Consider the following 21003-nt stretch of genomic DNA (forward strand, 5'->3'; position numbering starts at 1 on the left):
TGCCTCAAATGCTCCAGCCTCCCCAGACGCAACAGAGGGCCCCGCTGCCTCCGCTGACGGAACCGGTGCCCGCCCTGCGGCCCGCCCCTACTCCGGGTAGGTCCACTGCGCCCGCACCGGGCAAGGGCGGCCGGGACGCCTACTTCGACAACGCGAAGTACCTGGCGATCGTGCTGGTCGCGGTGGGGCACTCGTGGCCCCTCGTCCTCGCGGGGAGCCGGGCCACCGAGGCGCTCTACATGCTCGTGTACGTCTTCCACATGCCGGCCTTCATTCTGATCTCCGGCTATTTCTCACGGTCGTTCGACATGCGTCCGCACAAACTGATGCGGCTTGTTTCGAGCGTTGTCGTGCCTTACCTGGTCTTCCAGACGGCGTACGCGGTCTTCTTCGCGGTCATGGAGGACTCGACGGTGACGCCGCGGCTGTTGTCGCCGTGGTTCCTGATGTGGTTCCTGATGTCGCTGTTTGTCTGGCGGTTGCTGACCCCGCTGTTCATGGCGATCCGGTGGCCGGTGCAGATCTCGCTGCTGATCGCGGTGGCGGCGTCGGTGACGCCGGGCATTCACGAACAGTTGTCGGTGCAGCGGGTGCTTCAGTTCCTGCCGTTCTTCGTGCTGGGCCTGCGGCTGCGTCCCGAACACTTCCGGCTGGTGCAGCGGTGGTCGGTGCGGTGGGCGGCGATTCCGGTGTTCGGGGTGTCCGCGGTGTTCCTGTACTGGGCGGCGCCGCGCACCCAGCTGGACTGGGTGTACCGCAACCGCGCCGCGCAGGAGATGGTCCAGCCCTGGTGGGTGGGGGTGCTGATGACGCTCGCGATGTTCGGTGCGGCGCTGTTGCTGACCGCCTGCTTCCTTGCCTGGGTGCCAAGGCGGCGGATGTGGTTCACGGTGCTGGGCGCGGGCACGATCGGCGGTTATCTGCTGCACGGCTTCGTGATCAAGTACGCGAGCTACGCGGGCTGGGTGGACACCTTCCACCTGGACACCCCGCTGGGGCGGATCGCGACCACGGTGGGCGCGGTGTCGCTGGTGACGGTGCTGTGCACGCCACCGGTGCGGCGGGCGCTGCGGGTGGTGGCGGAGCCGGATCTGTCATGGGCGTTCCGCAAGAGCAAGAGCTCGTAGCCGTCGGGCATACGGAAGGGGCCGGGGTGCAGTGCACCCCGGCCCCTTCGCGTTGCGTGCACGGGTTCCGCGGGAGGTCTCTCGGTGAACGGGCTCCCAGCGAACGAGCTCTCAGCGACGGGGCTCTCAGTGAACGGGCCCAGTGACACGCGGCACTACTTGCTACGTAAAACGTTCGGTAAACTAATTACTGATGGTTTCTTGACGCGCTCTTGACCCTCACCTCTTTGACGATCCCGACGCTCTGACGACCCCGACGCCACAGGAGGAACGGCCCCATCGGACACGCAGACACCCTCATAGCCATGGGCGGCGCCTTTCTCGCCGCCGCCGTACTCGCCCGGCTCGGCGGCCGGATCGGCCTGCCGACCATTCCGTTGTTCATCCTGGCCGGGATCCTGCTCGGCCCGCACACCCCGGGGTGGGTGCTCCTCAAGGACCCGCACGACCTGGAGATGCTCTCCGCGCTCGGCCTGGTCCTGCTGCTCTTCTACCTCGGCCTGGAATTTCATCTCGACGACCTCAAGGAGGGCGGGCGCAAGATGGCGCTCGCCGGGGGTACGTATCTCGCCCTGAACGTCGGCGCGGGACTCGGCTTCGGCTTCGCGCTCGGCTGGGGCACCTCCGAGGCGCTGGTGCTGGCCGGCGTGCTCGGCATCTCCTCGTCCGCGATCGTCACCAAGGTCCTGGTGGACCTGGGGCGGATCGGGAACGGCGAGACCAAGCCGATCCTCGGCATCATCGTCGTCGAGGACATCTTCCTGGCCCTGTACCTGGCCGCGCTCCAGCCCATCCTGTCCGGCGCGGACAGCCTCGCCGCCGCGTCCGTGGACGCGGGCAAGGCGTTCGGGTTCCTGCTGCTCCTGGCGCTGGCGGCCCGTTTCGGCACGAAGGTCACCGGCAGGCTCATCGCCACCAAGGACAACGAGCTGCTCGTCATCTCCTTCCTCGGTGCGGCCGTCTTCGTGGCGGGCGTCTCCGAGTGGTTCGGGGTGGCGGACGCGATCGGCGCGTTCATGGTCGGTCTGATGCTCGGCAGCACGTCGTCCGGGCCGCGGATCATGAAGCTGGTGCATCCGCTGCGGGACGCGTTCGGCGCGATCTTCTTCTTCGCGTTCGGGCTGTCCATCGACCCCGGCGACCTGCCGACGGTGCTGTGGCCCGTACTGGCCGCCGTCGCGGTGACGCTGGTGATGAACGTGATCGCGGGGGTGAGTGCCGCGAAGATCTACGGGTTCGGGGCGGGGCCCGCCGCGAACATCTCCACCACGCTGCTCGCCCGCGGCGAGTTCGCGCTGATCCTCGCGACGATGGCGGCGGGGGCCGGGCTCGACGAGCGGCTGTCGCCCTTCATCGCCGGATACGTGCTGCTGCTGGCCGTCCTGGGGCCACTGGCCGCCGGGCAGTCGCACTGGCTGGCGCGGATCCTGCCCGGCCGGGACAGGGACCTGCCGCCGGGTGACGCACCGCGCGTCCCGCTGGAGAAGGAACCGTCGGCCGCGCGCTGAGCGACCGCACCTGGTGCCCGTCGTCGCCTCCGGCTGGAGGCGACGGCGGGCCCGTCGCGTTCCGGGCGGGCGTCAGTTGCGGCAGAGCAGCAGCAGGGCGCGATCGTCGTTGACGTCCTTGGCGACGGCCTCGATGAGATGCCAGGCGGCTCCCTCGAAGCCCGCCGCCACGTAGCGGTCGGCCTCGCCGGTCAGCCGGTCGACGCCCTCGCTGATGTCCCGCCCGGGGGCCTCCACCAGGCCGTCCGTGAAGAGCATCAGGACGTCTCCGGGGGCCAGCACGCCCTTGCCGGGGTCGAACTCGGCGCCGTCGTAGACACCGAGGAGGGGGCCCTCGCCCGACTTCTCCTCCCAGCGTCCGCTGCCCGCGTGCAGTTGGAGGGCGGGCAGATGGCCGGCGGAGAGCAGTTCGTACTCCCCCGTCTCCAGGTCGAGGACCAGGTGGATGGAGGTGGCGAAGCCCTCGTCCCAGTCCTGGCGCAGGAGGTAGCCGTTGGCGGCGGGCAGGAAGTCGTGCGGCGGCAGCGAGCCGAGCAGGCCGCCGAAGGCGCCGGACAGCAGCAGCGCGCGGGAGCCCGCGTCCATGCCCTTGCCCGAGACGTCGGTGAGGACCACTTCGAGGGTGCGCCCGCCGTTGGTGCGGGCGGCGACGACGAAGTCGCCGGAGAAGGACTGGCCGCCGGCCGGGCGCAGCGCCATCTCACGGTGCCAGCCCTTGGGGAGCTGCGGCAGCGCGCTCTGTACCCGGATGCGTTCGCGCAGGTCGAAGAGCATGGTGCCGCCGCGTCTCCACGGCACTCCGACCCGGGCCCTGAACTGGGCGATGACCAGCCCGAAGAAGCCGCAGGCCGCCACGGTCAGGACGGTGCCCGGGGTGACCGTGGCCGGCCCCCGGGTGTACGGGCCGAGCACCACGGACTCGCCGATCAGGGCCGTCGCGGCGGCCGCGTACAGCCCGAGCAGGCTGACGGGACGCAGCAGCAGGCCGCCCGCGACGATGGGCAGCACCAGCATCGCGGGGGCTATCCACACCGGTGTCACGACCGTGCCGAAGGCGATGGCGGGGACGGTCAGGAGCAGCGCCGCGAGGGCGATCCAGTCGGAGCCGTCGCCGCGGAAGTAGTCGACCCCGGAGCGGCGCAGCCCGATGCGGACCCGGTGCGCGGATTTGCGCAGCCGGGCCGTGTACGAATCGACTCTCACGGGTCCGCTCATTGCCGTGGACCCTATCCACCCGGGAGGTTCCTCCGCAGGGGGACCCCCATGACAGCACGTTCGAAATGACTGGCTTGTCATGCTCGGCCGTACGCAGTGCGGGTGAGAAGATCTACGCGTGCTGGCAGGTCGGGCACCAGAAGAGGTTGCGGGCGGCGAGGCCCGCGGTGCGGATCTCGGTGCCGCAGAGGAGGCAGGGCAGGCCGGCGCGGCGGTAGACGTACACCTCGCCGCCGTGGTCGTCCTTGCGGGGCGGGCGGCCCATGGCCTCGGGGGTGTGCTCGGGGCGGACGGTGTCGATCCGGTTCAGCCGGACGCCTTCGTGCATGAGCGCGACGAGGTCCCGCCAGATCGCCGTCCACCGCTCCTCGGTGAGGTCGCGTCCCGGGGTGTACGGGTCGATGCCGTGCCGGAAGAGGACTTCGGCGCGGTAGACGTTGCCGACGCCCGCGACGACCTTCTGGTCCATCAGGAGAGCGGCGATCGGGGCCCGGGAGGCACGGATGCGGCGCAGGGCACGGTCGGGGTCGGCGTCCGCCCGCAGGGGGTCGGGACCCAGCCGGTCCTCGACGGCCAGCTTCTCGGCGTCGGTGATCAGTGCGCAGGTGGTGGGGCCGCGGAGGGCGGCGGAAGCGGTGGGGGTCGCGAGGTTGAGCCGGATCGTGTCGGCCTTGGCAGGTGCGGCGCGCACCGTGTTCTCGAAGGAGACCTTGCCGAAGAGGCCGAGGTGGATGTGCACCCAGCCGAGCGGGCCGAAGCCGAGGAAGAGGTGCTTGCCGTGGGCCTCGGTGGAGGTGAGCGGGTGACCGTCCAGAAGCGCGGCGGAATCGGCGAACTTTCCTTGGGGGCTGGTGACTTGGACCGCGGGGGCGGGGGTGAAGCGGGTGGCGTACTCGTGCGCGAGGCGATGAATGGTGTGACCTTCGGGCACGGGGGCTCCCGGGGGGGGTGAGGTGAGTAGATGCACGTGCATGCCCTGCGGGCAGTGGGGCGGCCCCTTCAGGGGCGCGGGGAACTGCGCGACCAGCCACGACGCGCCCGCACGGTCCGCCCTCGCTCAGGGGCGCCCCATAGGGGCGCGGGGAACTGCGCGCCCAGCCCCCACCCACCCGCACGAAGTGAGACGGCCCCTTCAGGGGCGCGGGGAACTGCGCGATCAGCCACGACGCGCCCGCACGAAGGAACGTCGCGAGAGGGGGCACGCGAAGGGGTGCGCTCCGCGCGAGGGGCCGCCCCCTTGCCCACCCGTCCCGCCCCCGGGGGGCGGCCCCGCTGCCCAAGAGGGCTGAGATGAGGGGTGGGGTAAGGGGGCGGCCCCGCTGCCCAAGGAGGCTGAGGGTGGGGGGTGGGGAAAGGGGGCGGCCCCGCTGCCCAAGAGGGCTGAGGTGGGGGGTGGGGTAAGGGGGCGGCCCCGCTGCCCAAGCGGGCTGGGGCGGGGAGGAGAGGGGGGGTGGCCCCGCTGCCCGTAGGGGCGGGCGGGGTACCGAGGGGCGGCCCCAAGGGGTGGGGTCAGGGCTGAGGGTGGTGAGGGGGGATTTCCGGGAGGATGCCCGTCGTCTCGTACGCCGCCAGCATTTCGATGCGACGCGTGTGGCGCGCCTCGTTGGAGTACGGCGTGCTGAGGAAGATCTCGACGAACTTCGTCGCCTCCGCCTCGGTGTGCATGCGCCCGCCCACGGACAGCACGTTGGCGTTGTTGTGCTCGCGGCCCAGCGCCGCCGTCTGCTCGCTCCAGGCGAGGGCCGCCCGTACGCCCTTGACCTTGTTCGCGGCGATCTGCTCCCCGTTCCCGGAACCGCCGATCACGATGCCGAGGGAGTCGGGGTCCGCGGCCGTCTGCTCGGCGGCGCGGAGACAGAACGGCGGGTAGTCGTCCTGGGCGTCGTAGATGTGGGGACCACAGTCGACGGGCTCGTGGCCGTGGGCCGTGAGCCATTCCACGAGGTGGTTCTTGAGTTCGTATCCGGCATGGTCGGAACCGAGGTACACGCGCATGGGACGAGTGTGGCACGGGCCGCGCTGGGTAGGGCGCATCGGGGTAAGGACCTTGGTCCCCCGCGATCCGGGACGTACGGCCCGGCATCCGGGACGTACGCCCAGGGCTTTCGTCCGTACAACAATCCGGAATCAGACCTTCCGGATCGCTTCGGGCTCAGCTTGAATGCGGGGGCTCGCAGACCGATCGTCTGCACCGAGCGTCATGACCCCGCGGCCCGATGGCGTGCCCGAAGTAACGAATGAGGTTTGTGCATGAGTGCGCACCCCACCCAGACGGAGAAGCCGGACAGAGGCTCCGACGGAAACCCCGCGGACAACGGCGGCCTCCAGGCAGGGCTGAAGAACCGGCACCTCTCCATGATCGCGATCGGCGGCGTCATCGGCGCCGGTCTGTTCGTCGGCTCCGGCGCCGGCATCGCCGCCGCCGGCCCCGCGATCCTGCTGTCGTACGCCCTCGTCGGCGTGATGGTGGTCTTCGTGATGCGGATGCTCGGCGAGATGGCCGCCGCGCGGCCGTCGTCGGGTTCCTTCTCCGCCTACGCCGACCAGGCGCTCGGCCGCTGGGCCGGCTTCTCGATCGGCTGGCTCTACTGGTTCTTCTGGGTGGTGGTGCTCGCCGTCGAGGCGACCGCCGGCGCGAAGATCCTGGAGGGCTGGATACCGGCGATACCGCAGTGGGGCTGGGCCCTGATCGTCATGCTCGTGCTGACGGCCACCAACCTCGCCTCGGTGTCGTCGTACGGCGAGTTCGAGTTCTGGTTCGCGGGCATCAAGGTCGTCGCGATCGGCGCGTTCGTGATCATCGGCCTGCTGGCCGTCTTCGGCGTCCTGCCCGGCTCGGACAACCCGGGGGCGGGTTTCGCTCATCTCAGCGACACCGGAGGATTCTTCCCCAACGGGTACGGGGCGGTACTGACCGGAATCCTCATGGTCGTCTTCTCGTTCATGGGCTCGGAGATCGTCACGCTCGCCGCCGGTGAGTCCGAGGACCCGCAGCGCGCCGTCACCAAGGCCACCAACAGCGTCATCTGGCGCATCGGCATCTTCTACCTCGGCTCGATCTTCGTCGTCCTGACGCTGCTGCCGTGGAACGACAAGTCGATCGTCGCCGACGGCGGTTCGTACGTCGCCGCCCTGAACTCCATCGGCATCCCGCACGCCGGCCAGATCATGAACGTGATCGTGCTGACCGCCGTGCTGTCCTGCCTGAACTCCGGCCTGTACACCGCCTCCCGCATGGCCTTCTCGCTCGGCGGGCGCGGTGACGCGCCGAAGTCCTTCACCAGGGTCAACAAGCGCGGCGTGCCGCAGGTCGCGATCCTGTCGTCGGTCGTCTTCGGCTTCGTCGCCGTCTTCTTCAACTACATGTGGCCGGACACGGTCTTCCAGTTCCTGCTGAACTCCTCGGGGGCGGTCGCCCTCTTCGTGTGGCTCGTCATCTGCTTCACGCAGCTGCGGATGCGCGGGATGATCCTGCGCGAGGACCCGTCCAAGCTGGTCGTGAAGATGTGGCTCTTCCCGTACCTGACCTGGGCGACGATCGCGATGATCTCGTTCGTGCTCGTCTACATGCTGACCGACGACGCAGGCCGCACCCAGGTCATCCTGTCGCTGCTGGTCGCGGCGCTGGTGGTGGGCTTCGCCCTGATCCGCGAGGTTGTGCAGAAGCGCAACGGCACCCTGCCCCCCAAGGCCGGCGCCGTGGCTGCTCAGAGCGGCACGAAGGACTCGGTGACCCGCCCGTAGTGCGCCAAGGCCTCGGCGCGGGCGGGAATCTCGTACCAGACGTTGATCTGGTACGACTTCCCGCCCGCGTTGAAGCCGGTCTGCCGGCCCTGGCGGGGCTTGCCCTCCTGGGTGAAGGTGTACTCCCAGACGACGGCGGGCCGCCCCTGGAACGTCGTCCGCTCCAGCCGGATCTTCCGGTAGTCCTGCACGTCGTGGGACTCCCTCTCGAACTCCTCCCACTGTGTGAGCAGATCACCGCCCCGTACCAGCGTGTACGCGGCGGCGATTTCCTGTGTGCCGTCGGGCGAGTGGTAGTGGACGTTCGAGGGGCTGCGGGCGCTGCGGGTCCAGCCGGTGGGCGGCGCCCAGGAGAACCCGATCTCGTTGCGGCTGCCCGGCCCGACCCCGGAGGCGGGCGGCCTGGCCGTTCCGGCGACGGTGGGTCCGACCGAGGGGGCCACGGACGGCCCGGCGCTGCTCGCCCCGCTGCCGCTGCCACGGCCGGGGTCCTCCCCACCTCCCAGCAGCACTCCCGCCACCACCGCCCCGGCGACGAGGACCCCGACCCCGGACAGGACGAACACGCGGGTCCGGCGGGCGGGGGTGGGGGTGGAGGTACGGGTGGGGGCGGGCGCGGGTGCCGGCTCCCGATCCGGCTGTTGTACGGGCGCGGGCTCGGGCTCCGGTTCTCGTACGGGCTCGGGCCCCGGCCCCCGTACAGGCTCCGACGCGGGAGCGGTCGCGGGGGCCAGGGGCACGGGTGCCAGGGTCGACGCGTCCGGCGAGGGTGCGGGGCTCTCCTCGGCCGCCTCGGTGGCAGGGCGGGAGACGACGGTGGGCGGGTACGGCTGCGCGGTGGGCGGACAGGGCTGCACGGTGGGCGGATACGGCTGCGCCTCTGGCGGGTACGGCTGCGCGGCGGCGTCGAGGGCCGTGCCGTGGCCGGCCCCCGCACCGGCCCCGGCCCCGGCCCCGGCCCCGGCCCCGGTGGTGACCACCGTCGTGCCCCTCGCCGGTTCCGCCGGACCGTCGTCCACGCCTGCCGGCGGGCCCGGCCTGCGCCGGAACCGCACGCCTCGGCCACGGGGCCGACCGGGAGCCTCCGGGCCCGATCCCGGCGCTCCAGCCGCTCCAGCCGCTCCTGCTGCCCCCGCCGCCCCCGATCCGCCCTCTTCTCCCCCGTCGGCCCCCGGCGGCGTCGGCGCCATCAGCGCCGTCAGTGCCGCGTGCAGTTCGTCCACGGTCGGGCGGGACTGCGGTTCCTTGGCCAGGAGGGCCGTCAGGACGGGGGTCAGCTCCCCTGCGGCCGGGGGGAGTTCCGGTTCCTCGTAGAGGACGGCGTGCAGTGTGGCCATCGTCGTGGGCCGGGTGAAGGGTGACGTGCCTCCCACCGCCGCGCACAGGGTGGCGCCCAGGGACCACAGGTCGGAGGGTGCCCCCTGTGGCCGGCCGCCGATGCGTTCCGGTGCCATGTAGTCCGGCGAGCCGACCAGCATCCCGGCGACCGTCAGCGCCGCCGTGTCCTGGATCGCGGCGATGCCGAAGTCCGTGAGGACGACGCGCCCGTCCCCCCGGCCCAGCAGCACGTTGCCCGGTTTGATGTCGCGGTGCAGGACGCCCCGCGCGTGCACCGCGCGGAGCGCCGCCGCCACGCCGAGGCCGATCCGCGCCGCCTCCTGCGGCGGCACGGGGCCGTCCGCCACGAGGAGTTGCTCAAGGGAGCGGGAATCCACCAGTTCCATCACGATCCACAGACGTTCGCCCTCGTCGGCGACGTCGTAGACCCGCACCACATTCGGGTGGTCAATTCGCGCCGTGGCCCGAGCCTCGCGCAAAGTCCTTTCCCGCCGAATTCGGCTGTCCTCTGCATCCAGTCCGTCCATGCGCATTTCCTTCACGGCGACGGCCCGGTCCAGGATCTCGTCATAGGCCCGCCACACCCGCCCCATGCCGCCCTGGCCTATCGACTCCCCCAGCCGGTAACGACCGGCGATCAATAACCCCCGCACCCCGCCACTCGTAAATCCCCGCATCCCCGTCCTCCTCCTCAGCACCTGCTGCGACCAGGACAGAAGCATCAACTTCCCACCATTGCAGCACAGTTGAACGCAATCTTGTGGTACTCCTGCAAGTACAGCCGACGCTGTACAGAATAAGGGGGCTGGGAAATGCTCGAAAAGATCGGGAAAGAGATCGGGAACGAGATCGTCAGGAAACGCGCCGGATCATGTCTGGCGGTGGCGGCGGCGTCCGTTCTCCTCCTGCCGTACGGTGCGTTCGCCGCCGAACCGACACCCGGCAGCACCCAGGGGGGATCTCCCGGCCCCGGTGCACCGGCTGACCTGAAGGTCTCAACCGCGCTTTCCGAAAAGATTTCGGTCAACAACAGAACCGGAAAGACAGAAATCACTGCGACGGTGGCCAACAAGGGCAGCAAGGCCACGGGACAGATCACCATGGCGGTCGTCGGATTCGACGGACTGAAGGTCGACGGGGTGAAGGGCTGCGTGCCGGTCCCCGCCGCCAAGCTCCCGCCGGGCTCCAACAGCGGCTTCGCGTGCGTCGTGGCCGACCTGGCCGCGGGCGCGTCCAAGTCGTACGAGGTCGACGCGACGTTCGACCTCAAGAAGAAGGGGAAGATCTGTCTGCCGGTCACCGAGGGCACCAGCGAGAAGCTGCTCTGGCAGCAGGGTCCGGTCGACTTCGGCACCACGACCCCGACGCCGAACGCGCCGGACACGCCACTGCTGCTGGGGACGTCCAACGTGCCGTTCGGGCCCGAGTCGCCCGCACCGGCCTCCCCTGCGCCGGGCAGCAGCAAGCCCGCGGGTCTGCCGCGCACCGGTGCGACCGAGGGCGCACTGCCGCTCGGCGTCGCCGGGGCGCTGCTGCTGGCCGCGGGCGGGGCGGGGTTCTGGTGGTCCCGGCGGGGCGGGGAGGCCCGCCGGCACTGAGTACGGGAAAGAGGGGGCTTCCGGCCGTTGCCGGAAGCCCCCTCTGATGCGCCGCGTTCGGCGCTCGTTCCCGTGGCGGGGATCAGCCCTTGCGGCCCGCGAGCTTCCAGGTGGCCGGGAGGGCGCCCATGGCCAGCGCCGCCTTCAGGGCGTCACCGATCAGGAAGGGAACGACGCCCGCCGCGAGCGCCGCACCGAGGTCCATGCCGGTCGAGGCCATCAGGTACGGAACACCGACGGAGTAGATGATCGCCGAGCCGAGCACCATGGTGCCCGCGGTCCGCAGCACCGAGCGGTCGCCGCCGCGCCGGGCCAGCGCGCCGACGGCGGTCGCGGCCAGCAGCATCCCGATGACGTAGCCGAAGGACGCGCCGCCGGGGCCCGAGGTGCCGGCCTGGAACCACGGCACGCCCGCCATGCCCACCAGCGCGTACAGCGCCAGCGACAGGAAGCCGCGGCGGGCCCCGAAGGCCGTGCCGACGAGCAGCGCGGCGAAGGTCTGCCCGGTGACCGGAACCGGCGAGCCCGGCACCGGTACGGCTATCTGGGCCGCGATGCCGGTGAGCGCCGCACCGCCGACGACGAGCGCGATGTCGCGTACGCGGGTGGCCGGCAGCAGGTCGGCAAGGACCGCGCCGGGGCGGACGGATACGGCAGCAGTGCTCATCGGGACTCCGCAGGAGAGAGGGAAAGGGGAGGACAGGGCGACGTTACCCAGGGCCGGTCGCCCGGTCACCCTAGAGCGCCGACAAAGCGGAGAACAGGGAGTTGGTGGGGTTCGCACAAAGGGAGCGGGGCCCGGGACACCCGACGTGACACGCATCACTGGCAACGAAGAGAGTTAGGTCCCTTTTGCGCGGCGGCGGCAATCGAGGGGAGACTGTGGGGTCCCGCCAAATCCCCGCGACCGGCAGTGCGGCCCCCGAGTCCCGCTGCACGGTCCTTCGAGAGTACGAGCGTCATGCCCGACCAGGCGATACCAGAGCAGCTTGACCCGCCGGACCAGCAGGAGCCCCTCGCCGCGGGGCTCAAGCAGCGCCATCTGACGATGCTCGGGCTGGGCGGGGTGATCGGCGCCGGTCTGTTCGTGGGTTCGGGCGCGGGCATCGCCGTCGCGGGGCCCGGCATCGTCCTCTCGTACCTGATCGCGGGCGCCATCGCGATGCTGGTGATGCGGATGCTGGGCGAGATGTCGGCGGCGATCCCGGCGTCGGGGTCGTTCTCGGTGCACGCGGAGCGGGCGCTCGGGCGGTGGGCGGGCTTCAGTGTGGGCTGGCTCTACTGGTTCCTGCTGGTGGTGGTGCTGGCCGTCGAGGCGACCGGCGCGGCGAAGATCGCGAACGGCTGGGCGCCCGGGGTCCCGCAGTGGGCCTGGGTACTGATCTTCATGGTGGTCTTCACGGTCGCCAACCTGGCCGCGGTGAGCAACTTCGGCGAGTTCGAGTTCTGGTTCGCGGCGCTCAAGGTCGGCGCGATCGTGCTCTTCCTGGCGCTGGGCCTGCTGGCGATCTTCGGGGTACTGCCCGACACCGACCCGGTCGGCACGGCCAACCTGACGGGCCAGGGCGGTTTCCTGCCGCACGGGTGGTCCGGGGTGGTCTCCGGCGTCCTCGCGGTGGTCTTCGCGTTCGGCGGCCTGGAGGTCGTCACGATCGCCGCCGCCGAGACGGACGACCCGGCGCGCGCGGTGGGTCGTGCGGTGCGCAGCGCGGTGTTCCGGATCCTGTTCTTCTACGTCGGTTCGATGCTGGTGATCGTGACGCTGCTGCCGTGGAACTCGATGACCCCGGGGCTGAGTCCCTACGTCGCCGTGCTCGACCGCATCGGGGTGCCGTCGGCCGGCAGCATCATGAACATCGTCGTCTTCGTGGCGCTGCTCTCGGCGCTCAACGCGAACCTGTACGGCTCCTCGCGGATGATCTTCTCGCTCGCCGAGCGCGGGGAGGCTCCGCGCGGGCTGCTGAGGATCGCGGGGAGCGGTGTGCCGCGCCGCGCGGTACTGGCCTCCGTCGCGTTCGGCTTCGTCTCCGTGGTGCTGAACCTGCTCTGGCCCGACACGGTCTTCCTCTACATGCTCAACGCGGTGGGCGCGGTGCTGCTCTTCGTCTGGGGGCTGATCGCCGTCTCGCAGCTGCGGCTGCGCCGGCGCATCGAGCGTGAGATGCCGGAGCGTCTGACGCTGCGGATGTGGGCGTTCCCGTATCTGACCTGGGCGGCGCTGGCCGCGATGGGCGCGGTGCTGGTGCTGATGCTCCTCGACGACACGGCCAGGCCGCAGTTGCTGTGGTCGGCGGGTGCGACCGGGCTCGTGCTGCTGGTGGCGGGGGTGCGGGAGTTGCGCGCGAGGCGTGCCTAGCCGTTCACGATGTGTGAGCGTGGTGTCCGTATAGCGGTCGAGTGTTCCCTCTGAGCGGCACCCGCGCCGAGACTGATGGCCGTCCCCACTCCCCTCTCCCCGTCTCAGCTAGTGAACAGGGCACGCCCATGTCTCGGACCTCCGCGCCCCCGCCGCCCCCTCGGGCCGACGAGGCGCCGGCCGACGCCACGCTCGGCCACGGCCTCAAGCAGCGTCATCTCTCCATGATCGCCCTCGGCGGGGTGATCGGTGCCGGGCTCTTCGTCGGGTCGGGTGCCGGCATCGCCGCCGCGGGTCCTTCCATCGTCATCGCGTACGCGATATCCGGCCTGCTCGTGATGCTGGTGATGCGGATGCTGGGCGAGATGTCGGCGGCGAACCCGAACTCAGGGTCGTTCTCCGCACACGCCGAGCGGGCGATCGGGCCGTGGGCGGGCTTCACGGCCGGCTGGGCGTTCTGGTTCCTGCTGTGCGTGGCCGTCGGCCTGGAGGGCATCGGCGCGGCGAAGATCATGCAGGGCTGGCTGCCGGGGACCCCGCAGTGGGCCTGGGTGGCCCTGTTCATGGTGATCTTCCTGGGCACCAACCTGGCGGCCGTGAGGAACTTCGGCGAGTTCGAGTTCTGGTTCGCCGCGCTCAAGGTCGGCGCGATCTCGCTCTTCCTGATCATCGGTCTGCTCGCCATCTTCGGCGTGCTGCCGGGCAGCGACACCGCCGCCCCCGGTCTCACCAACCTCACCGGTGACGGCGGTTTCTTCCCGAACGGCAGCGAGGGACTGATCATCGGTCTGCTCGCGTCGGTCTTCGCGTACGGCGGCCTGGAGACGGTCACGATCGCCGCGGCGGAGTCCGAGAAGCCGGTGCAGGGCGTCGCCAGCGCGGTGCGTACCGCGATGTGGCGCATCGCGGTCTTCTACATCGGCTCGATGGCCGTCGTGGTCACCCTGGTCCCGTGGGACGACCCGAAGGTCGCCGAGATCGGTCCCTACGTCGCCACCCTCGACCACCTGGGCATCCCGGCCGCCGGCCAGATCATGAACGTGATCGTGCTGGCCGCCCTGCTCTCCGCGATGAACGCCAACATCTACGGCTCGTCCCGGATGGCGTACTCGCTGGTCTCCCGCGGTCAGGGCCCGGCCGCCCTGGGCAGGCTGTCCGGCGGGGTCCCCCGCGTCGCGGTCCTCTGCTCCTCGGTGTTCGGCTTCGTGTGCGTGGCGCTCAGCTGGATCAGCCCGGACAAGGTCTTCCCGTGGCTGCTGAACATGATCGGCGCGCTGATCCTGGTCGTCTGGATCTTCATCGCCGTCTCGCAGCTGATCCTGCGCCGCCGCACCGAGCGTGAGTCGCCGGAGAAGCTGGTCGTGCGGATGTGGCTCTTCCCGGTCCTCACCTGGGTGGCGCTGGCCGGCATGGCGGTCATCTTCTTCCTGATGCTGCGCCAGGACGACACGCGCCAGCAGCTCGCCGGCACCGGCGCCCTGACGCTGGTCCTGATCGTCATCGGTGTCGTACGGCAGAAGGCGGCGAAAGCCCGCAACTGACCCCTGCTCACCCCCTCTTCAGCCCTAGGTCCGCAAGCCCCCGGCTTGCGGACCTAGGGCTTTTTACTGAGGCAGACCTAAGCTGCTCCGCCGAATAACTGCTGGTAGCGTGCAGATGCATAAGACTTGCAATAAGCAATCGGAGGGGTCGGACGACATGGCCATCTACACGCTTCCTGAACTTCCGTACGACTACGCGGCTCTTGAGCCCGTGATCAACCCGCAGATCATCGAGCTGCACCACGACAAGCACCACGCGGCTTACGTCAAGGGCGCCAACGACACCCTTGAGCAGCTCGAAGAGGCGCGCGACAAGGAGTCCTGGGGCTCCATCAACGGCCTGGAGAAGAACCTCGCCTTCCACCTCTCCGGCCACATCCTGCACAGCATCTACTGGCACAACATGGCCAGCCCGAAGGACGGCAACGGCGGCGGCGAGCCGACGGCTGCCGACGGCGTGGGCGACCTCGCGGACGCGATCACCGAGTCCTTCGGCAGCTTCGCGAAGTTCAAGACGCAGCTGACCAAGGCCGCCGCGACCACGCAGGGCTCCGGCTGGGGCGTCCTCGCGTACGAGCCGGTATCGGGCCGCCTCATCGTCGAGCAGGTCTACGACCACCAGGGCAACGTCGGCCAGGGTTCCGTCCCGGTCCTGGTCTTCGACGCCTGGGAGCACGCCTTTTACCTGCAGTACAAGAACCAGAAGGTCGACTTCATCGAGGCCATGTGGGCCGTCGTCAACTGGCAGGACGTCGCCAAGCGCTACGCCGAGGCGAAGGACCGTACGCCGCTGATCACTCCGTGACCCGGAGCCCGTGGTGACTCCCGCCCACCGGCGGGACCCTGAACACCCTGCTCGTGATCGTCTTCTCAACCTTCACCGGGCGGGTGGATGAACGAAGAGCCCCTGCGAGGACATGACTCGCGGGGGCTCTTCCATGTGCGCCGCGGGTCAGCGCGGCAGGTAGCCGGTGCGGCCGACGGCGGTGAACTCCCTTGCCAGGCCCCGCTCGTGCAGCCGCGCGAAGGGGGCGAGGGGGACGCCGGCCGCACACTCGCCGCGGTCGAAGTTCCAGGTCTTGCGGAACTCGACGCGGTAGTAGCGCGGGTTGGGGCGCTCCACCCGGAACTGGATGCCGCGCACGGCCAGCCACCAGTCGGGGCTGGTGGCGGGGCCGATGTGGACGCCGTGCCAGCTGTCGGTGCCCGACCAGTGGCCGGCCTCCGCCTCCGTGAGCCGCGCGTTCACCGCGGCCCGTACGGGCGGCAGGGCGACCAGGGTGCTGGCGTCCAGGGCGTAGGGGGCGCCGGTGCCCGCCAGGTAGTGGCGCAGGGCCCCGGCGGCGCGCCGCAGGCCGGTCAGCCACCAGAGGCCGGCGAGGGCGTAACACCCTGCCCGCACCACTCGGTCGGTCGGGCGTACGGGCAGGGTGGCATGGGGGGCGTTGCCGTCCGGGGCCGTCGGGCCGTCCGCGACGGGGGGCCCGGTCGTGGCTCGGGGGCCGGTCGTGGCAGGGGGCCCGGTCGTGGCTCGGGGGCCGGTCGTGGCTGTGGGTCCTTCCGCGGTCGGGCGGGCGTCCGGTCCCCCGCGTCTGCCTCTGCCCCTGCCCCTGCCCCTGCGCGGGCCTCCGCTCAGCTCCGGGCCGGCTATGTGACTGTCGCCGCGTATCGCTCCTGTCTCCATAGAGGGACGCTAAGCGTGTTCGGCGGCCGGTGCCCGCTGGGAGGGGCCGGTCGGGCGGGCGTCCGGCCCGCCCCTCCCTGGGGGGTCAGCTGAAGTCCGGGCCCTGGGTCCGGGTCCGCTTCAGTTCGAAGAAGCCGGGCGTCGACGCGACCAGCAGTGTGCCGTCCCAGAGCCGCGCCGCCGCCTCGCCCCTGGGCGTCGGGGTGACGACCGGGCCGAAGAAGGCGACCTGGTCGCCGTCCGCGCCCGGGACCGCGACGACCGGCGTGCCGACCTCCTCGCCGACGAGGGAGATGCCGGCCAGGTGCGAGGCCCGCAGCTCCTTGTCGTAGGTGTCGGAGGTGGCGTACGAGGCCAGCGAGGCGGGCAGCCCGACCTCGGCCAGTGCCTCGGCGATGACCTCGTCGGTGATGCCGCGGCCCTCGTTGTGGATGCGAGTGCCGAGCGCCGTGTACAGCGCGCCGGTGATCTCCTCGCCGTGCAGCTGCTGGGCGGCGATGACCACGCGGACCGGGCCCCAGGCGGACTTCATGGCCTCGCGGTACTCCTCGGGCAGTTCGCGGCCCTCGTTGAGCACGGCCAGGCTCATCACGTGCCAGCGGACCTCCACCGGACGCTCCTTCTCCACCTCCAGCATCCAGCGCGACGTCATCCACGCCCAGGGGCACATCGGGTCGAACCAGAAGTCGGCGGGGGTCTTCGCGGTCTCGGACATGTCTCTCCTCGTGGATGTTTCACGGGTCGCGCTGCGTGCCTGACAACCACCGTGCGTCCCTCGCCATTCCCGTGCACACCGCGTCAGGTGCACATGGCAGGATCGGTGCTGTTTCGCGAGGCTTCGAAAAGCTTTGAGAACCAGCCAAATGCATCGAATTGCGTCGAGCGTGTCACGAAGGAGTGCCCGTGCCCGGTGAGAACCTGTCCCGCGACGAAGCCCGGTCCCGGGCCGAGCTGCTGTCGGTCGACGGTTACGAGGTCGCACTCGACCTGCGTTCCGCGGTCGGCGACCACGAGGGGGACGGCCCGCGCACGTTCCGTTCGGTGACCACGATCCGCTTCCGGGCCGCCACGCCGGGCGCCTCCACCTTCGCCGACCTCGTCGCACCGTCCGTGACCGCGGTGACGCTCAACGGCGCGCCGCTCGACCCCGCCGCCGTCTTCGACGGCGCCCGGGTCCGCCTCGACGGCCTCGCCGCCGAGAACGTCCTCGTGGTGGACGCCCGGTGCGCGTACAGCCGCACCGGCGAGGGGATGCACCGCTTCGTCGACCCGGAGGACGGCGAGGTCTACCTCTACACGCAGTACGAGCCGGCCGACGCCCGCCGCGTCTTCGCCAACTTCGAGCAGCCCGACCTGAAGGCCCCTTACCGCTTCTCCGTGCGGGCCCCCGAGGGGTGGACCGCGTGGAGCAACGGCGCGGGCACCCTGGAGGGTGACACCTGGACGTTCGCCGAGACCCGGCCGATCTCCACGTACATCACCGCTGTGCTGGCCGGCCCGTACCACTACGTCTGCGACACCTACCGCCGCACCCTCGCCGACGGCAGCACCCTTGAGATCCCGCTGGGCGCCATGTGCCGCAAGGGCCTCGCCAAGCACTTCGACGCCGACGACGTCTTCCTGATCACCAAGCAGGGCCTGGACTTCTTCCACGAGAACTTCGACTACCCGTACCCCTTCGGGAAGTACGACCAGGCGTTCGTCCCCGAGTACAACCTCGGCGCGATGGAGAACCCGGGGCTGGTCACCTTCCGGGAGGAGTACATCTTCCGCGGCAGGACCACAACTGCGGCCTACGAGGGCCGGGCCAACGTCATCCTGCACGAGATGGCGCACATGTGGTTCGGCGACCTGGTCACCATGCAGTGGTGGGACGACCTGTGGCTGAAGGAGTCCTTCGCGGACTTCATGGGGTCCTTCTCGATGGTCGAGGCGACCCGCTTCAGCGACGGCTGGATCACCTTCACCAACCGCCGCAAGGCGTGGGCCTACCGCGCCGACCAGCTGCCGTCCACGCACCCGATCACGGCCGACATCCGTGACCTCCAGGACGCGAAGCTCAACTTCGACGGGATCACGTACGCCAAGGGCGCGTCCGTACTGAAGCAGCTCGTCGCGTACGTCGGGCGGGACGCCTTTTTGGAGGGCGCCCGCAGGTACTTCAAGGCGCACGCGTACGGCAACACTCAACTGGGCGACCTGCTCTCCGTGCTGGAGGAGACCAGCGGCCGCGACCTCGCGGAGTGGTCCCGCGCCTGGCTGCAGACGGCCGGCGTCAACTCCCTGACCCCCGCCCTCACTTACGACGCCGAGGGCCGCGTCACCGAACTGGCCGTCCTGCAGGAGGCTGCGGCGTCGCACCCAGAGCTGCGCCCGCACCGGGTCGCGGTCGGCCTGTACCGCGTCCAGGACGGCGAGCTGGTCCGTTACGCCCGCGCCGAGACGGACGTGGCCGGTCCGCGCACGGTCGTCGCGGAGCTGGCCGGCGTCGAGCGGCCCGCGCTGGTCCTGGTCAACGACGACGACCTCACCTACTGCAAGATCCGCTTCGACCCTGGTTCGCTGGACACGCTCAGGGACCACCTCGGGGACCTCACCGACCCGCTGGCACGGGCCCTGTGCTGGTCGGCGCTGTGGAACCTGACCCGTGACGCGCTGATGCCGGCCCGTGACTTCGTCGGGCTCGTACTGCGCTTCGCGGGCCGCGAGTCCGACATCGGCGTGCTCCAGATGCTGCACGCGTGGACGCGTACGGCGCTCACGCACTACGCGGCGCCGGCCTGGCGCGAGGAGGGCGGCCGGCTGCTGGCCGAGGGCGCCCTGCGTGAACTGCGGGTGGCCGAGCCGGGCAGCGAACACCAGCTGACCTGGGCGCGCTTCTTCGCGGCCGTCGCCTCGTCGCAGGCGGACCACCAGCTGCTTGAGGGCCTGCTCGCCGGTACGGCGCGCATCGACGGACTCGACGTCGACCAGGAGCTGCGCTGGGCGTTCCTGGCGCCGCTCGTCGCCCACGGCCGCGCAGACGAGAAGGCGATCGACGCGGAACTCGCCCGCGACGACACTGCTTCGGGCAAGCGGCACCAGGTGCGCTGCCTGGCCGCGCGGCCCTCCGCGGCGGTCAAGGCGCAGGCGTGGGCGGCGGTCGTGGAGTCCGACGCGCTCTCCAACGCACTGGTCGAGGCCACCAACGCGGGCTTCGCGCGCGGCAGTCAGCGTGAGCTGCTCGCCCCGTACGCGGAGAAGTACTTCGAGGCGATCGAGCGGGTGTGGGAGCAGCGGTCGATCCAGATCGGTGTCCTGATCGTCCGCGATCTGTACCCCTCGCTCCAGGACCCGGACGCCACGCTGGCCGCCACCGACGCATGGCTCACCTCCCACGCGGACGCGGCTCCGGCACTGCGGCGCCTGGTGCTTGAAGCCCGGGACGACCTCGCGCGGGCCCGGCGGGCACAGGAGTGCGACGGGGCGTGATCCCGTTCGAGGCCGTCCGTGCGGGGCCACGGGAGACCGCGGGCCCCGTACGGCGGTACGGCGGGTTTCCGGGGCCGCGTTCCGGGCATTGCTCGGCAGTCGAACAGCCGTACTTTAGGGCGAGGTTGTCCTGGAATGTCGACGGAACGGTAACAGCGGTTAGAGGCGGGGGTCGAAGTGGGCAGATCCCCGGCATGAACAACAACACGCACCCCGAGGCGCAGGGTTCCACCCCGGCGCACGGCAACCCGCAGCCCCAGACCGCCACTCAGGGGAAGCGGGGTCCGCAGGTGCACATCGCCCAGCAGCCGCGCGGGGGTTCGGTCCGGGCCGGTGCACCCGGCCGCCCTCCCGCCGGCATCCAGCGGCGCGTCGTGACGTCCGCCCAGTTGCGCGAGGACGGGGTGACGGCGGCCGGGGCGTCCGCGCGGTGCGGGCCCGGCGGGCCGTGGCAGCAGTTGCTGCCGGGGGTGTTCGTCCTGCACCAGGGGCCGCCGACCAGCGAGGAACGCCTGCACGCGGCGCTGCTGTACGCGGCGCGCCCCGGGCGTGCGGACGAGGAGGCGGTGATCACCGGGCTCGCGGCGCTCGCCCTGCACGGGTTCTCCTCGGCGCCGCCGCTGCCCGCGCTGGAGCACATCGACGTGCTGGTGCCCAGGACGCGGCGGCTGCGCTCCACCGGGTGCGTGCGGATCGTGCGGGCGCACGCACTGCCCGGCACCCGTGTCGTCACCGGACTGCCGGTCGCGCCGGTCTGCCGCGCGGTGACCGACGCGGTGGCGCAGCTGAGCGACCCGGAAGCGGTACGCCGACTGCTGACCGAGGCAGTGCGCGGCGGTCACTGCGAACCGTCCGTGCTCGTCCGGGAGTTGCGGCTGGCGCGCCTGCTGACCAGGCCCGGCGTGCAGGACGCGGTGGACTCGGTGCTCGCCGAGGACCGGTCGGTCGCCGAGGAGCGGCTGTACGAGATGGTGCGCTGCTTCGGGCTGCCCGACCCGCTGTGGAACGTGGACCTGCGGCTGCCGGGCGGCCCGCACCTGGGCGGTGTGGACGCGTTCTGGCCCGAGCAGTCGGTGGCCGTGGAGCTGGACACCCGTGCGCCGCGCCAGGACGAGGACGCGCTGTTCTCGCAGTACGCGCGCAAGCGGGAGCACCTGGAGCGGGCCGGCGTCACGGTCGTGCACCTCACGCCGCAGAAGCTGCGGGAGACGATGGACCAGCAGGCGGCAGTGGTACGCACCGCCCTGATGGCCTCGGCGGACCACGACCCGGCTCCCTACCTGGTCGTACTTCCTCGCTGAGCCCCGACCGAAAGCCCTCGCCCCCGGGGGCGGGGGCAAGCTTCCAGGGGCGCGGGGAACTGCGCGACCAGCCACGACGCACCCGCACGGTCTCCCGCAACCCCCGGTAGGTCCCCGGCA

17 protein-coding genes are annotated in these 21003 nt (G+C 70.9%); 9 read left to right on the forward strand and 8 right to left on the reverse strand.

Translation table 11 applies throughout. The features are described 5' to 3' along the window. Positions 1-8 precede the first annotated feature (8 nt). A complete protein-coding gene (locus ACIQM4_RS17065) occupies positions 9-1127 on the forward strand; it encodes an acyltransferase family protein (protein WP_401591963.1) in 1119 nt (372 codons plus the stop codon). A gap of 305 nt (positions 1128-1432) precedes the next feature. Next, positions 1433-2635 carry a cation:proton antiporter gene (locus ACIQM4_RS17070; protein ID WP_401591965.1) on the forward strand — a complete coding sequence of 401 codons (1203 nt, stop codon included), beginning with the start codon at positions 1433-1435 and terminating at the stop codon, positions 2633-2635. A 72-nt stretch (positions 2636-2707) separates the two neighbouring features. Here the strand turns inward: ACIQM4_RS17070 and ACIQM4_RS17075 are convergent, their stop codons facing one another. From ACIQM4_RS17075 to ACIQM4_RS17085, 3 genes are all read right to left on the reverse strand, one after another. Then, complete coding sequence (locus tag ACIQM4_RS17075; protein WP_401591967.1) at positions 2708-3838, reverse strand: PP2C family protein-serine/threonine phosphatase; 1131 nt, start codon at positions 3836-3838, stop codon at positions 2708-2710. A 124-nt stretch (positions 3839-3962) separates the two neighbouring features. Beyond that, positions 3963-4781 (reverse strand): Fpg/Nei family DNA glycosylase, encoded by an 819-nt coding sequence (locus ACIQM4_RS17080; RefSeq protein ID WP_401591969.1) that lies wholly within the window; start codon positions 4779-4781, stop codon positions 3963-3965. Positions 4782-5359: 578 nt separating this feature from the next. Next, a complete protein-coding gene (locus ACIQM4_RS17085; RefSeq protein ID WP_401591971.1) occupies positions 5360-5845 on the reverse strand; it encodes a ribose-5-phosphate isomerase in 486 nt (161 codons plus the stop codon). A 255-nt stretch (positions 5846-6100) separates the two neighbouring features. On the opposite strand from ACIQM4_RS17085, the gene ACIQM4_RS17090 reads away from it, so the two are divergent. After that, complete coding sequence (locus tag ACIQM4_RS17090) at positions 6101-7594, forward strand: amino acid permease (protein ID WP_401591973.1); 1494 nt, start codon at positions 6101-6103, stop codon at positions 7592-7594. On the opposite strand, the gene ACIQM4_RS17095 is transcribed toward ACIQM4_RS17090, so the two are convergent. Together ACIQM4_RS17095 and ACIQM4_RS17100 are read right to left on the reverse strand one after the other, a co-directional pair. Next, positions 7558-9609 carry a protein kinase gene (locus ACIQM4_RS17095; protein WP_401591975.1) on the reverse strand — a complete coding sequence of 684 codons (2052 nt, stop codon included), beginning with the start codon at positions 9607-9609 and terminating at the stop codon, positions 7558-7560. The genes ACIQM4_RS17090 and ACIQM4_RS17095 overlap by 37 nt on opposite strands. 44 nt (positions 9610-9653) lie before the next feature. Then, positions 9654-10019 (reverse strand): hypothetical protein, encoded by a 366-nt coding sequence (locus ACIQM4_RS17100; protein WP_401591977.1) that lies wholly within the window; start codon positions 10017-10019, stop codon positions 9654-9656. On the opposite strand from ACIQM4_RS17100, the gene ACIQM4_RS17105 reads away from it, so the two are divergent. Further along, complete coding sequence (locus ACIQM4_RS17105; protein ID WP_401591979.1) at positions 9994-10530, forward strand: LPXTG cell wall anchor domain-containing protein; 537 nt, start codon at positions 9994-9996, stop codon at positions 10528-10530. The genes ACIQM4_RS17100 and ACIQM4_RS17105 overlap by 26 nt on opposite strands. 82 nt (positions 10531-10612) lie before the next feature. Here ACIQM4_RS17105 and ACIQM4_RS17110 read toward each other — a convergent pair whose 3' ends face one another. Then, entirely contained in the window at positions 10613-11197 is a 585-nt protein-coding gene (locus tag ACIQM4_RS17110) for a biotin transporter BioY (protein WP_401591981.1), read from the reverse strand. Positions 11198-11491: 294 nt separating this feature from the next. On the opposite strand from ACIQM4_RS17110, the gene ACIQM4_RS17115 reads away from it, so the two are divergent. From ACIQM4_RS17115 to ACIQM4_RS17125, 3 genes are all read left to right on the forward strand, one after another. Next, a complete protein-coding gene (locus ACIQM4_RS17115; protein WP_401591983.1) occupies positions 11492-12886 on the forward strand; it encodes an amino acid permease in 1395 nt (464 codons plus the stop codon). Positions 12887-13014: 128 nt separating this feature from the next. After that, positions 13015-14427 carry an amino acid permease gene (locus ACIQM4_RS17120; protein WP_401591984.1) on the forward strand — a complete coding sequence of 471 codons (1413 nt, stop codon included), beginning with the start codon at positions 13015-13017 and terminating at the stop codon, positions 14425-14427. A 157-nt stretch (positions 14428-14584) separates the two neighbouring features. After that, entirely contained in the window at positions 14585-15232 is a 648-nt protein-coding gene (locus ACIQM4_RS17125) for a superoxide dismutase (RefSeq protein WP_401591986.1), read from the forward strand. A gap of 147 nt (positions 15233-15379) precedes the next feature. On the opposite strand, the gene ACIQM4_RS17130 is transcribed toward ACIQM4_RS17125, so the two are convergent. Both ACIQM4_RS17130 and ACIQM4_RS17135 read right to left on the reverse strand, forming a co-directional pair. Next, positions 15380-15829 carry a hypothetical protein gene (locus ACIQM4_RS17130; protein ID WP_401591988.1) on the reverse strand — a complete coding sequence of 150 codons (450 nt, stop codon included), beginning with the start codon at positions 15827-15829 and terminating at the stop codon, positions 15380-15382. A gap of 367 nt (positions 15830-16196) precedes the next feature. Further along, a complete protein-coding gene (locus ACIQM4_RS17135) occupies positions 16197-16826 on the reverse strand; it encodes a DsbA family protein (protein WP_401591990.1) in 630 nt (209 codons plus the stop codon). Positions 16827-17014: 188 nt separating this feature from the next. Between ACIQM4_RS17135 and pepN the strand changes: the two genes are divergently transcribed. Both pepN and ACIQM4_RS17145 read left to right on the forward strand, forming a co-directional pair. Further along, positions 17015-19582 (forward strand): aminopeptidase N, encoded by a 2568-nt coding sequence (gene pepN, locus ACIQM4_RS17140; protein ID WP_401591992.1) that lies wholly within the window; start codon positions 17015-17017, stop codon positions 19580-19582. A 194-nt stretch (positions 19583-19776) separates the two neighbouring features. Next, positions 19777-20883, forward strand: coding sequence for a hypothetical protein (locus tag ACIQM4_RS17145; RefSeq protein ID WP_401591994.1), 1107 nt, complete (start codon positions 19777-19779; stop codon positions 20881-20883). Positions 20884-21003: the final 120 nt, after the last annotated feature.

Source organism: Streptomyces sp. NPDC091272 (assembly GCF_044757485.1).
Classification (GTDB): Bacteria; Actinomycetota; Actinomycetes; order Streptomycetales; family Streptomycetaceae; genus Streptomyces.